Raw genomic sequence first — 13733 nt, forward strand, 5'->3', positions numbered from 1 at the left:
GGGCTTTTCTAGAGAAAAAATAATCTCACATATAGGCTATTATGAGCGTGAATACAGCCTCTAAGAGCATTAGTCTAACACTCTCAAATATAATCTATACCCCTTTTAAAAAGCTATTCTATCATTTTCCTGCACAGCCGCATCTGAAAAAAATGAGCTCGGGCAGAATTGAGCGGACTGCTTTATTTTCTATCGTTCCAGCCATCGAAAAGATTGCTTTTCAAACCAGAGGTGTATTAATACACCTTCTAAGAAGAATAAAATAACGCTTTGAATTTGCCGTTCGAATTTAAAAAAATTTGGATAAGGACAAATAAGTAAGGATAGATATGAATATTAGGTCGACTATACTAAAAGACATGGGAAAAGAGAACCGATTAGCCTATCAAAGCGATATCCGTCCCATGAATTCGGAGACGTTTGGCAAATATATTTTCTCGCGCGAGCTCATGCAAAAAATGCTTCCGCGCGATATTTATAAAAACATTCTTAATGCCATGTCCGGCCGCGAGAAAATTAAACCGGAATATGCGGATACCATTGCTGTGGCCATTAAAGAATGGGCGCTTAGCCATGGTGCCACGCATTACAGCCATTGGTTCCAGCCTTTGACAGGGGCGAGCGCTGAAAAGCATGATGCGTTTATTGATTGGAATACGCCCGATAAAGTAATAGAAAAATTTAATGGAAAGCAGCTCTTGCAAGGAGAGCCGGATGCCTCTTCTTTTCCTTCCGGAGGCTTGCGCAGCACCTATGAGGCGCGTGGTTATACGGGCTGGGATCCTGCTTCTCCAATTTTTTTATGGAAGGCCGGGGATGGAATAACCCTTTGCATTCCTTCTGTTTTTTTCTCCTGGACAGGAGATGTATTGGACAGCAAGATTCCCTTGCTCCGCTCTGACCGCACCATTGATCAAGCGGCTCTGCGGCTGTTAAAGCTGACGGGTATTTCAGCCCACTATGTTTTCTCGAATTTAGGACTAGAGCAAGAATACTTTGTCATTGACCGTGCATTGCGCAATTTGCGTCCCGATTTGGTTTTGCTTGGCAAAACCGTGTTTGGCGCTCCTTCTCCTAAAGGGCAGGAGTTGCAAGATCATTATTTTGGAGCGGTTAAGGATCGCATTTTAGCTTTCATGCAGGCTTTTGAAACATCTGCTATTGAGTTGGGCATTCCCGTTAAGACCCGCCATAATGAAGTGGCGCCTGCCCAGCATGAAGTCGCTCCGGTTTTTGAAAAAGCGACAGCGGCTATTGACCATAATATTTTGTTGATGGAACTGATGCGTCAAACCGCTCAAAAGCATGGATTGGCCTGCTTATTGCACGAGAAACCTTTTGCTGGCATCAACGGATCTGGAAAACACTGCAATTGGTCCTTGTCGACGGATGATGGGCTCAACTTATTAGATCCGACCGATGTCCCTCATAATAATTTGCATTTTTTGATTTTATTGACAGCTATCTTACACGCCGTCTATCAACACTCCGCTTTGCTTCGGGCCTCTATCGGTTCTGCTTCTAATGATTATCGTTTGGGAGGCCATGAAGCTCCTCCGGCCATTGTCTCTGTCTATTTAGGGCAAGCATTGGAGAGTCTCTTGGAAGAAATTGAAAATAAAGGCAGCTCTTCATCGGTTGCATCCAAAGTACGCTATGATTTGGGACTTGAGCTTCCTGATTTGTCTAAAGATAATACAGATCGCAACCGCACATCGCCCTTTGCTTTTACAGGAAATAAATTTGAGTTTCGGGCTTTAGGCTCGTCGGCTAATCCAGCTTTTGCAGTGACGGTTTTAAATTTAATTGTTGCAGAAAGCTTGAACATGCTTTTAGATGAAATTGAAGCCAACCTAAATGGAGATGCGCTTCAAAGAAGTCCCGAGCGTTTAACCCAAGCAGTCATGCCTGTTCTGCAGAAATATTTAAAGCTTTCCAAGGGCATCCGCTTTATGGGAGACAATTATAGCGAAGCTTGGTTGAAAGAGGCTCAAAAACGCGGCCTGCCCAACATTAAGCGTTCACCGGAGGCCTTCTTAATTTTATCCAATCCAAAAACAGTTAAAGTATTCGAGAAGACCTTAACAGAGCAAGAGCTGAAGAGCCGCCAAGATATTTTGCTTGAGCATTATACCCATCACATGAATATTGAAGCGAACCTTATACTTGAGTTATTTAAAACGCAAATTTTGCCTGCTGCGATCGAGTATCAAACCCATCTTGCCACGAGCTTTTTACAAATTAAAGACGCGCTTGCCCCTCATCAATTCCATTCCACTAAGCAGGCCGCCTATTTAAAACATTTTAATGACGCCATTGAAGAGGCGATGCGTAAAGCCGATGAACTGGAGAAAGAAAAAAAGGAGGCTTTGTCCTTGCCGAATACAGAGAAAGCCTTGCGCTTTAGTGAACAAATTTCCCATAAAATGGAGGGATTGCGAGAAGCTGTCGATCGCTTGGAGACGTTGGTCGATGATCAATTATGGCCGCTTCCCAAGTATCGCGAACTTCTTTTTATGGTTTAATATTGAAGGACACACCAGTTATCCAGCTTCCAATTTTTTAAGAGAAACAATTGATAGTTAAATAAGAAAGGGAAAGGCATGCTAAAAAAAATAGGGCTTCTAGGAGGATCCTTTGATCCCGTTCACGTAGGACACCTCAATTTAGCATTTGAACTAATGGAAAAAAAACAACTCGATGAAGTTTGGTTTATTCCCGCCCAACTCAACCCCCATAAATCCCACGCTCCTCCGACCTCGATCGACCATCGATTGAAAATGGTCCATTTAGCGATTAAAGATATTCCTCAATTTATCCTTAAAGATTTAGAGGCCAAACGGCCTCCTCCTTCCTATACCATTGATACCTTGCAGGCTTTTATTGCCGAAGAGGCTTTCAAACCGCAACCCAATCAATTTTTTTTGCTGATGGGAGAAGATATGCTTCCCAATTTTTATCGTTGGCATATGCCGGAAGAGATTGTCAAGCTCGTTCCTTTGCTAATCGGATCACGTTCGGGAATTTGGCAGACAGACGCTTTTCAAGATTTTAATTTAGCGATAAGAGAAGCTATCTTGAAAGGATTAATACAAACCCGGCTGATGGATATTTCCGGTACAGAATTAAGACAACGCTTAGCTCAAAGACATTATTGCGGTCATCTCATCCCTTATCCCGTTTTGCAATACATTCAAGAACATCATCTCTATGTGGAATGAGCCTCTTAGCTAAAGAGGGTGTATTAAATGCATGAGCTGTTTAAAATACCCTCTCGCCTCTTTTGGTTCTTGTTTCGCCCTCTTGATTTAACCGTCAATCTAGGCGGTTTTAATCATCCGTTAACCGGAATGTTGCGTTCTATTTTTCTACCTGATTTCTTTCCTCAATTATAAAGATTAATAAAAGCGTTATTTTTATGATCGCTTTGTTAATAATTTATTTAAAAATATAAAAATGATAAAATATAAAAGAGGTATTAGGAATACTCTCACTGGTAAGAAAGTTCTTTTATTTTATTAAAGTGATGGTGTTTAACTTGCCAGGTATGATAAAATTATCACTCCTAAAAAGAGGTTAACTTTAAACATTAATTTTATGATGGATCAGTCTATTTTTTCAGAACTCAATCAAGTGGCGCAAGCCATCTATGACAAAAAGGGCTTTAACATTCTAGTCTTAGATGTTAGAAACGTTTGTACGATGACGGATTACTTTATCATTGCCGAAGGAACGGTCGACCGGCATGTAAAAGCCTTAACTCAAACAATTGTTGATCAATTGGCGCAAAAGGGAATTCATCCTTTACATGTAGAAGGGGAAAAAGAGGGCGACTGGGTCGTATTGGACTACGGGTATTTTGTCGCTCATCTCTTTATTCCGGATCTTAGAGAAAAATATGCCTTGGAAGAGCTGTGGAAGGAAGGCAGCGTAATCAATGTCCAGATTAATACGGCAGGGGCTCCATTAAAAAATAAAGAATTTGCGAAAAGCCTGTATTGAAGCAAACAAGCTAAAAAAGTGAGAGAGCAAGATCTATCGGCTCAGCTTAAGAAGGCGGATAGGTATTTTTAATCTTTAGATGATAAGAATAAGAATGAATCGAGGGAACATGAATAAAAAGCGCATTGTAGTGACGGGAATGGGTGTTGTTTCATGCTTTGGAAATGACGTCGATGTTTTCTATCAAAACCTTTTAGCTGGCAATAGCGGAATTACGACTATTACGGAGTTTCCCTGCGAAGATTATCCTACGCGCATTGCTGGAATCATTAGAAATTTTGAGACGGGTGAGTATTTAGATAAAAAGCAGGCGCGCCGAGTTGATAAATCGATTGCTTATACTATGGTCGCTGGAAAAAAGGCTTTAGAGCATGCAAAGTTGTCTAAAGAGGCTTTGGATCAATTGCAAAAAGCCCGTTGCGGAGTGCTAATTGGATCCGGCATGGGGGGAATGAGCGTATTTGCCGATGGCGTGCAGACGCTATTGGAAAAAGGACAGCGAAAAGTGTCTCCTTTCTTTGTTCCTTATATCCTGACGAATATGAGCGGCGCTCTTTTAGGGATGGATATTGGGTTTATGGGACCTAATTATTCCATTTCCACCGCTTGCGCAACCGCAAATTATGCCATCATTTCAGCAGCTAATCATATTCGCCAAGGCGATGCAGACTTGATGTTGGCAGGAGGCGTAGAAGCGGCCATTATTCCCATGGGGTTGGCTGGATTTTGCGCCTGCCGCGCTTTGTCTCAGCGAAATGATGAACCGGCTAAGGCTTCTCGTCCTTGGGATCAAGGTCGCGATGGATTTGTGATGGGAGAAGGGGCCGGCGTCTTGGTTCTAGAAAGCTTAGAGCATGCATTAGCGCGCGGAGCAACTATTTTGGCTGAATACCTGGGAGGCGGCTTGTCCTGCGATGCTCATCATATGACAGAGCCGCGCAGTGATGGAGAAGGCGTTGCTTTATGTATTCACCGCGCTTTACAGGATGCAGGCATTCAAGCGGAAGAGATTAACTACATCAATGCCCATGCCACTTCAACTCCAGCAGGGGATATGGCCGAAGTCAATGCCTTAAAAAAAGTGTTTAGCCATCCTTCTTCTATTAAAATGAATTCAACGAAGTCCATGATTGGGCACTTGCTCGGCGCTGCGGGAGGCGTAGAGGCTATTGCGACGATTAAAGCGATTACCGACAATCGCCTTCATCCGACAATTAACCTTGAGAATCCTGAGCCGGGCTTAGCCTTTGATATTCCTACTAAAGCAGAGTCTTTTACCGTGAATAAAGCGCTTTCCAATTCTTTTGGATTCGGTGGGCATAATGCGTCTATTATCTTAGCTCCTTATCTTCCTTAAAGGATTGAAAATGGCATTGAATGAGCTGCCTATGGTCAATGACTATTCTTTTGGAATCATTCCTTTGCGGTATAGTCAGCAGCAATGGCACGTTCTGCTCGTTCAGCATCAAGCGGGCCATTGGGCTTTTCCTAAAGGACATGCCGATGCTGGGGAATCTCCCCAGCAGGCTGCAGAGCGAGAGCTCTATGAAGAGACGGGATTAAAAGTAAAAAAGTATTTATCTCAAGAGGATTTAATCGAGCGCTATTTTTTTAAGGTCCGTCAGCAGCGCATTTGCAAGCTTGTCCGGTATTTTATTGCTCTAGTCGAAGGACAGGTGGTGATTCAAGAAGCGGAGATTCAGGCCAGCCGGTGGCTGCCTCTTTCTGAGGCTTCCCAGCATGTTACTTTCAAAGAAGGAAAGCTGCTTTGCCAGCAAGTAGAAGAACTCGCCACTTTTTTTTCCATTCCCGCTTAGAATGGTTCGCCTACTGGCACGTAATCAATTCGATACGCTCCATTTTTTCACTGCCCATATTTTCCGTCAGAAATAAAGTTGAAAGTGCCGGAACAAATTAATGCGTTCAGGTAGATAAATGAAGAAGAATAGACTTTCCGGAACAGGAAGCGTCCGTCAAGTGGATGGGCTTTCGTTTTTCACCTTTATCCCTGCTCTAAAAAGTTAACTTCGCGTAAAGATAAGATTGATAGGAACTCCTTAAATAGTTAAGGGGAAGCTGTTGACATGCCTGCTGAAGAAGCACCTATACTTTTATATTGCTCTATAAGCTTATATCGCTTCATAAGCTTGTCCGCTTCTTCTTCATTTACTTCTGTTCCTAAGCCGTTTGAATAGCGGATAGCTAAAACCTTTATCCTCTCTAAATTAGTGGGAGTAAGTTCATAAGCTTTTTTCGCATATTTAAAAGCGGTTTCTTGAGAAGCTATGCAGGCTATTCCCTTAGCATAAAAGCGCGAAACCCGCGTGCATGCATCTGCATTGTTATTCTCAGCAGCAACCTGATACCAATAGAGAGCTTCTTTTTCATTCCTTGCAAAAAAAATTTTCGTGCAAGCGCTTACTGCATTATTGGCTTTGTTTAACATCAGGTCGGGACATTCATAGAGTAATCCAATTTTAGATTGCTCGCTGGCCAAGGCTGCTTGGCGGCCTGCTGCTATTTCATCCGAATAGATCTCATGAGCAGCGATAAAAGAATAAAACCATTCGTTGAGATCTTTATCCGTGCAAAGATAATTAAATTTAAGAGAAGGTTCAGGATCGCGCGCTTCCCTTTGCTCTTCAACCCTATTCGTATCCGCCCCGGTAGGCTTATCGACAGTAAAAAGGTCTTTATGAGGGGAAAGGCGATAGAAAAAAACATCTGTATTGGGCGCTCTATTCAAGGCAGATGAACCGTTCTCATGCACATACGAATTGCGAATATAACTACAGCCATCGTAAATGGTCAGACGCTTTAACGCATCCTTGGCGATCGCAATAATATATCCTAGCTTATGTGTATAACTCTCTTCCACCAAGTGTTTGAATTCGTACTGTGTTAAAACCTCTCTTTCTTCTAAATCAACCTCTTTAATAAATTCACAAGGGATATCCAACTTAATTGTGTATGTGGGGAAGAAACGCTGACAATAGGGGGTTACACAAGGGGAAGATTGCATAAGTGAATGTCCTGTTTAAAATAAAAATTTACAATTATAATATAATAAAAATCAGAATAAGTCAATTTATAAAGATTATTTATTAAACTTTTTTTGTTTAAATTTTTATAAGAAATATGGTTTCTTTTAATAAGTTTTGTTTGATTTAAGGTTAAAATTTCCCTTAGAAAATAATTAAAAATTTCAAATTTGCTCAATTCACTAGCAAGAGGTCTTAATAGAATAACAATTGGGTAGCCTATAAAAAAACGTTAAGGATCTAAATGCAAGTGGTTTTCTCTTTAGGAAGAAAGTCATTTCAATAGGCAAGAATGCGTCTTAATACACACTTAGGTTTAAAAGAACTCCTCGCCGATAAAGGAAATGGCGAGGAGAACGGAATTTAAGCGGCTATCCATTGTGTTAGGTGATGCCATTTAGGCGTGATAGAAGGGCTGATTGGATGTTTAGCTTCTGCTTCAGCATTCTCAATAGCTGCCCATATATCGCAAATGAGGCGCAATTCATACAAGTTGGTTAAAGAAGTTTTCTGGATAGGATGTTTAGTCAGTTCTGCAATACGGGCATTCAAACAAATTAAAGTTTGCTCTATATAATTGTGATTTTCTTTAAACACCTCAGCAAAGTCTACTTCTTTGTTATTTCTAACAAGGTTGGCTAGGTTTTTGCCTAACAATTTTTTGTAATCACGCTCGACAACCACAGACGAAGATGAACGCTTTCCTTGGCCTGTGCTAACGCGATTTAGACTATGCAATTTAACTTCAGATAGTTGATCTAGCTGTTGGTTAATGAACTCTGGCATAGCTTCGGTTTCTGAGGCTTGAACGAGTGTCAACTTCATAATAATTAATAAAGCTGCATGTATAAATTCCCCTTCATTAGTTGGAATTTCTGTTTCAAGTTGGTCAATAGCTTCTTGAACAAGCTTCATCCTATTTTTTTCTATATTTAAAGCCTTAAAAGTTCCACTTGTGATATACCTGTCAGGTGCATTTTCGCTAACTGAGATTGACTGGGCTTCCAGCTTTTCCTTTAATTTTTTTACGTCCCACGAAAAAACACCTGGAAAGGGAATAGTATGAGCATCTTGCCGGCTAATAAATTGCTGACGCGTTGCTTTTCTAAAAATGTATTTCATTTTCTCGTTAAAGATTGCATTTTTAGCTGTTAATAACTTTCCACCTTCTCCTTTGCCTTGCATTTTTCTATAAAACTCATGATCACCTGTACAGGCAGACTCATTTTCTTCTAAATGGGCATGAGAAAGCATATCAACAACAATATTCTGAATAATGGTGGGTTGAATACTTTTTAACTCCATTTTTTTCAGCAAATAAATCATGCTGTTGACAAAGTTGGCATGGCAAGAGAAAAGCTTTGTAAAACGGTTAAATGTATGGACTTGATGTTCGCTGGCAAGCTCTTTCAAAAGATTTGCCGCCATTTCTATTTCCATTTCCTGGTTTTGTTCCAAGATTTTTTTATTGGCTGGGTGCTTACCCTTCAACTCTTCATACAGTTCAGTCAGTTTTTCATGTTTTGCCTTTTTTAATAGGCTAGGGGCGTATTTCCCAAAGTGATTCCTGATTTCTTTCATGGCATTCAGTACAGAATTCTTTTTTGAATCAGAACTTGCCTCTCCATGAAGGAAGCTAAAATTATCGTCAAAAAGGGTATTTTGCACTGACTGTAAAGCTTTGGGGAAGGAAAGTGGAGAAGTGATCAATTTCTCCTCAAAGAGCGTTTCTAATTTTTTACGTTTATCTCCAGTGATATCATCCGGAACCAGCTTTGCCCAAAGTTCTTCTTCAGAGATTTCTACATCCTTCTTTTGTGCTTCTTCAAATTCTTGATAGTCACTTTGAAACTTTTGGAGATCTAAAATGAATTGATCAATTTCCTCTTTTTCAATTTCTTCTCCCTCGGGATTGCCTGTGATCTTTGCTTTGAATTGCTCAACGGGAGGAAGTGCTTTTTTAAAAATCTTTGACGCTCTAGCTTCAACAGAGGCCTGAATTTTTTCTTTTAAACACAAATCCAACTTTTCTTCAACTTGTTGAATATCAGGATTAAGAGTAATAATCAATGGCGGTCTTTTTTGATTTAAAAAATCAAAATAATATTCAGACTGCTTAATCATTTTAGATTTTTCTGCTGTGTACAAAGAGGGCGTAGACGAAGAGGTAGCCAAATGTTGTTCGAATAAAATATCTTCTAATTCGTCTAGGCTATCTAAAGCTAACGATTCTCTGGATAAGCGTTTTTCAGAATTAACCGATGATACGGAAGTTTCACTGCTCAAAGAATTGACAGATGAAACCCGTTCTATTCCGTTAACGGGAATTAATGAATTCATTTTGACCTTTTATTGTTTTATTAGATTAAGATTAATTAGTAATATAATAAATTAACTGTTTAATATTTTCTTATTTTAAAATTAATATTAAAATTTTATTAAGTTTTTTGATTTTTTAAAATATTTAATGGTTTTATTTGTGAAAATATTTTTGAAATGAAGTTAATTTAAGTTTAAATTGAGAAAATAATAACAAGTTTTAATTGTTTTAATTAAAACTTGTTATTGCTAGATTATGAGAAATTGTCGAATTGTTAAGATTGGGGAGTAGGATTAGGGGATGTCTTGAGCCAGCAGCGGAGCACCTCTGCCACACTCCAAGCTTGAGCTATGCAGCCGCGGGGAGTATAGGGTTCGACTGCATCAAAAATTTCGCTAATGGATCCGACGCCTGCATCGCTGAGATGGCGTTCGAATCCATCTAAAAAACGGCGGGCACCTTCCCGATCTTCCGGATAAATTTTAATCCAAGCATCAATAAAAGGACCGATCAACCAGGCCCAGACAGTTCCTTGGTGATAGGCCGCGTCTCGCGAGCGCAAGTCGCCATCATAGCGAGATTTATAGTCGGGATTATCAGGCGCGAGCGAGCGCAGGCCGTAGGGAGTTAGCAAGCGTTCCTTGACAACGTCAATGACAGATTTCCAGCGGGAAGGATCTAAAATGGGATGTTTAAGCGAAATGGCTAATAATTGATTGGGACGGCAAGCGGCATCTGTATTTTTTTCTCCATCCACGACATCATAAAGATAGCCTCCCTCTGCATACCAAAAACGCGTATTAAAAGAGTGGTAAGCTTTATCGGCATGCGCCTTAAGGGATAAGGCAGACTCTTCACCTTTTTCTTCTCTTAGCCAATTTTCTAGTAAACGCAGGGCGTTGTACCAAAGCGCGTTAATTTCTACCGTCTTTCCTCTTCTTGGCGTGACAACCCAATCGCCAACTTTTGCGTCCATCCAGGTTAATTGAAAACCTTCTGCCCCTTGTTTGAGCAGGCCGTCGTGCGGATCAACTCCAATACCGAAGCGTGTTCCTTTCAAGTGGTGATAGACAATGTTCATCAAGGTGGGAAGCAGAAATTTGAGCGTTTCGCGGTCGCCGGTTAGCGTGACATAGCGATCGATCGCATGGAAAAACCACATTGTTGCGTCTGCTGTATGATAGAGCCCTTCATTTTGCCCTTCTGGAAACAGGTTGGGAATCAATCCATCTTTAACGTAATGGGCGAATGTTCTTAGAATCCACCGCGCCTCATGATGCCTTCCTGTGCTAAGGGTCAATCCTTCTAGAGAAATCATTGTATCGCGGCCCCAGTCTGTAAACCAATGATAGCCGGCAATAATCGTGCGTGTTTCATCGCCGGCAGCATGAGCGCGCGCGGCGTCTTCTACGCGGCTGGCTGGCACAATGATGAATTGATCGGCTGCTAAAACAAGCTCTCCGCCTACTTCTGTTCGGGCTTCCATCGGAGCTGTAAAAAGCAACTGGTTGCGCCGCTCTTTTTCGGCTCTAAAAGCCTCTTCGCTGCTCATGGCATGGATAATTTCCCATGCTTCTGTTGAAGCGATTAAAGTTGCTTGCTGATCGGCTTTAAGGTCAACTTTGAAATAGCCAGGGCTCCACAAGTCTCCTACCGATTCATAGCCTCTTTTTGACTCCAGGCGGAAGAAAATGTGGCTCATCATGCGGCTTTCCAAAGTGAATTTGGCCCGATGGCCTTCGACTTTCAATTTAAGAGGGGGTAAATGGGCATTCGAAATCTCATATTGATTTTGGATAGCCGTAATAATATAGGGCTTATCCATAATCGTATTGACCGGCGCTTCATGCGGACGGAAATGGAAGGAGGGTTGTAGGAGCAGGCGCGCTTGTCCGTCTTGGGATAGCATTTTATAAGAAATGAGCACGGTATTTTGCAGATGGATCAGCAAAAGTCTTTTTTCAATGAGAATGCCGTTGATCTCAAATAGCCAGACGGGCATGCCGCCTTCTAATCGGAATTCTTTGAGGTATTTCATGCCTTCTAAATGAATTTCGCCGTCTGATTTTTCCTCACAGCCAATCCAGAAGCGTTTACCATCCGGAAAAATGACTTGCTCCGATAAATGATTGAGCATGATCGTTCTTCCAAAAGGAGGCGGCAAAGCAGCGACGAGTACGCCATGATATTTGCGGGTCGTGATCCCGGAGACCGAGCTTGAGGCGTATCCTCCCAGTCCGTTAGTTACGATCCATTCCGCACGCAGAAACTTTTCCGATTCCGCATAGGGATCTACTGCCGATTCTTCGGGCTTGAGCTTAATCAAGGGAACCTGTCGAATTAGCTTTTGGCTAGGCATGCGCTGGCTCGGCTTTTTTGGGAATCAAGACAAGTGTTGCATGTCCTAGAATGCGCCAATGATTGTCTGTAGAAACCGGAGGCGTTCCTCCTCCTCCATAGCGCGAATTCTCGCTAGACCATAGGAGTTCCCAGTCCGTTCCTTCCGGAGAGGCTAGTAGGGGCTCTGGGGAAGGGCTTAAAATAAAGTCAACGCCAAAATTGACAATGACTAAGCGCACATCTTCATAATCCCCAAAATACCGCAGAACAAAAGCATCCGGGCTTAACACAGCCCCATCTACTCCGCCCAAACGCGGCGTATTGAAGACAGGGTCATGGCGGCGGATGCGCAGCAGATCGCGATGCAAGGCATACGTTTGAGAATGGCTTTCACGCTCTGTAAAATTAAGTTTGCATTTGAGGAAAGTCTCTTCGTCAGCCGGTACAGGTAGGCTAGCTTGGATTTCAGGGGTGGCAATGCTGGCAAATTGTTTAAAATATTCGCGACGTCCTTGGAAGATTAGTTCTGCAAGCTCTTCATTGTGATCGGCAAAGTAATAAAAAGGAGTAGAGGCGCCAAATTCTTGTCCCTGAAACAAAAGCGGAGTGCCAGGGGCTAGCAGCATGAGGGCGGTCATGGCGCGGAAGTTGCCGGGATCGGTGATCTGCTGGATGCGGAAGCCATGGGCTGAATTGGCGACCTGATCATGATTTTGAATGAAGTTTATAAACGCAGATGGATTAAGGTGCAGACTAGGTGTTCCTCTCTTTTTTTCATGCCAGCGGTACCATTGCCCCTGGTAGAGATAGCCATATTTAATGGCCGAAATAAATTCCTGAGGAGTACCCAAGTAATCCGTATAGTAAGCTTCATTGCGGCCTGTCAATCTCACAAGGGCCGTATGATGGAAGTCATCATTCCATAGTCCATCTAATCCATATCCGCCTTCTTCAATGGGATGAACGTGCTTGGTCAGCTGACTTTCATTTTCGGCAATGATATAGGTATGCCGGTTAGGGGCCGATTGACGTACTTGCTTGGAAATTTCACTCAGGATATGGGGCGTGGAATCGTCGAAAATACTTTGCGTCGCATCCAATCGCAGTCCGTCAAAGTGATATTCTTCAATCCAATAGCCTGCATTGGCAATATAAAAGGCTCGCACCTCTTCTGAATCGGGCCCATCAAAGTTGATGGCGTCTCCCCATTCCGTCACATGCTTATGCGTAAAATAATGAGGGGAGAACTTGCTTAGATAATTACCGTCAGGTCCAAAATGGTTGTAAACAACGTCCAAAATGACGGCTATTCCTAATGCATGGGCATGATCGATAAAGCTGCGCAGCTCATCCGTTTCCCCATAGAGATGAGTAGGCGCAAAAATGTTGACTCCATCATACCCCCAACCGAATCGGCCGGGAAATTCATTGACAGGCATCATTTCAATCACGGTAATGCCTAAGTCCGCCAATTCAAGCAGCTCGCGCTTGGCGCTCGTCCATGTCCCTTGATGGGTAAAGGTCCCTATATGCATTTCATAGATGACCCTGCCTTCTAATTGAACCCCTTTCCAGTGTTGATCAGTCCACTTAAATTTTTTATGGTCTATGACTTGCGAAGGCCCATGAGGGCCTTTGGGCTGATAGCGCGAAGCGGGATCCGGATAGAACGGCTCTTTGCCATCGATTCTGAAGCGATAGAGCGATCCCTCCTGCGCGTGGGATATCAAACCGGAAAAATAGCCCTTTTCTTCCCTTTCTAAGGCAAAAAATTGAGGAGATTGCTCCGCTTCTTGAAAAGCAGATCCTTCCATCACGACTTCCATTGTCTGCGCGATGGGAGCCCAAACGCGAAAATGAACGCCTCCCTCTACGATTTCAGCACCGATTGGCAAACGCCTGGATAATTGTAAAGTTTCCATGACTGGGCCATCCTATCAATGAATTTTTCTCTTCATAACATTACCAAGATTGAAATGTCAAAAATAACTTATAAGAGCGTGTCGCCGAATTGCTAATCTAGGCCATTA

General features: G+C 42.3%; 9 protein-coding genes. 5 read left to right on the forward strand and 4 right to left on the reverse strand.

The genetic code is table 11. The annotated features are described in order from the left end of the window. Positions 1-329: 329 nt before the first annotated feature. The 5 genes from BN3769_RS10120 (at position 330) to BN3769_RS10140 (ending at position 5819) form a co-directional block, all read left to right on the forward strand. Positions 330-2525 (forward strand): glutamine synthetase III family protein, encoded by a 2196-nt coding sequence (locus BN3769_RS10120; protein WP_068470181.1) that lies wholly within the window; start codon positions 330-332, stop codon positions 2523-2525. 78 nt (positions 2526-2603) lie between these two features. Further along, entirely contained in the window at positions 2604-3221 is a 618-nt protein-coding gene (nadD, locus tag BN3769_RS10125; RefSeq protein WP_068470182.1) for a nicotinate (nicotinamide) nucleotide adenylyltransferase, read from the forward strand. 379 nt (positions 3222-3600) lie between these two features. After that, positions 3601-4002 (forward strand): ribosome silencing factor, encoded by a 402-nt coding sequence (gene rsfS, locus BN3769_RS10130; protein WP_068470185.1) that lies wholly within the window; start codon positions 3601-3603, stop codon positions 4000-4002. 109 nt (positions 4003-4111) lie between these two features. Continuing rightward, a complete protein-coding gene (gene fabF / locus BN3769_RS10135; protein WP_068470483.1) occupies positions 4112-5359 on the forward strand; it encodes a beta-ketoacyl-ACP synthase II in 1248 nt (415 codons plus the stop codon). A 10-nt stretch (positions 5360-5369) separates the two neighbouring features. Further along, the gene (locus BN3769_RS10140; RefSeq protein WP_228840673.1) at positions 5370-5819 is read left to right on the forward strand and encodes a bis(5'-nucleosyl)-tetraphosphatase; all 450 of its coding nucleotides are present in this window, start codon (positions 5370-5372) and stop codon (positions 5817-5819) included. A gap of 248 nt (positions 5820-6067) precedes the next feature. On the opposite strand, the gene BN3769_RS10145 is transcribed toward BN3769_RS10140, so the two are convergent. The 4 genes from BN3769_RS10145 to treZ all read right to left on the reverse strand — a co-directional run bounded on the left by BN3769_RS10145 (position 6068) and on the right by treZ (position 13625). Continuing rightward, positions 6068-7024 (reverse strand): tetratricopeptide repeat protein, encoded by a 957-nt coding sequence (locus BN3769_RS10145; protein WP_068470186.1) that lies wholly within the window; start codon positions 7022-7024, stop codon positions 6068-6070. Between the two features lie 382 nt (positions 7025-7406). Further along, positions 7407-9383 (reverse strand): hypothetical protein, encoded by a 1977-nt coding sequence (locus BN3769_RS10155; RefSeq protein WP_068470189.1) that lies wholly within the window; start codon positions 9381-9383, stop codon positions 7407-7409. Between the two features lie 254 nt (positions 9384-9637). Further along, on the reverse strand, positions 9638-11722 hold the full coding sequence (locus BN3769_RS10160; protein WP_079989521.1) for an amylo-alpha-1,6-glucosidase: 2085 nt from the start codon (positions 11720-11722) through the stop codon (positions 9638-9640). Next, on the reverse strand, positions 11715-13625 hold the full coding sequence (gene treZ / locus BN3769_RS10165; protein WP_068470193.1) for a malto-oligosyltrehalose trehalohydrolase: 1911 nt from the start codon (positions 13623-13625) through the stop codon (positions 11715-11717). Before treZ ends, BN3769_RS10160 begins: the two co-directional genes overlap by 8 nt. Positions 13626-13733 lie beyond the last annotated feature (108 nt).

Source organism: Candidatus Protochlamydia phocaeensis, assembly GCF_001545115.1.
Taxonomy (GTDB): Bacteria; Chlamydiota; Chlamydiia; order Chlamydiales; family Parachlamydiaceae; genus Protochlamydia_A; species Protochlamydia_A phocaeensis.

Excerpts from the sequence above, each read along its gene's own strand:
- nadD (WP_068470182.1), top strand. The coding sequence starts at position 2,604 with ATGCTAAAAAAAATAGGGCTTCTAGGAGGATCCTTTGATCCCGTTCAC.
- BN3769_RS10155 (WP_068470189.1), bottom strand. The coding sequence starts at position 9,383 with ATGAATTCATTAATTCCCGTTAACGGAATAGAACGGGTTTCATCTGTC.
- BN3769_RS10160 (WP_079989521.1), bottom strand. The coding sequence starts at position 11,722 with ATGCCTAGCCAAAAGCTAATTCGACAGGTTCCCTTGATTAAGCTCAAG.
- BN3769_RS10140 (WP_228840673.1), top strand. The coding sequence starts at position 5,370 with ATGGCATTGAATGAGCTGCCTATGGTCAATGACTATTCTTTTGGAATC.
- treZ (WP_068470193.1), bottom strand. The coding sequence starts at position 13,625 with ATGGAAACTTTACAATTATCCAGGCGTTTGCCAATCGGTGCTGAAATC.
- rsfS (WP_068470185.1), top strand. The coding sequence starts at position 3,601 with ATGGATCAGTCTATTTTTTCAGAACTCAATCAAGTGGCGCAAGCCATC.
- BN3769_RS10145 (WP_068470186.1), bottom strand. The coding sequence starts at position 7,024 with ATGCAATCTTCCCCTTGTGTAACCCCCTATTGTCAGCGTTTCTTCCCC.
- fabF (WP_068470483.1), top strand. The coding sequence starts at position 4,112 with ATGAATAAAAAGCGCATTGTAGTGACGGGAATGGGTGTTGTTTCATGC.
- BN3769_RS10120 (WP_068470181.1), top strand. The coding sequence starts at position 330 with ATGAATATTAGGTCGACTATACTAAAAGACATGGGAAAAGAGAACCGA.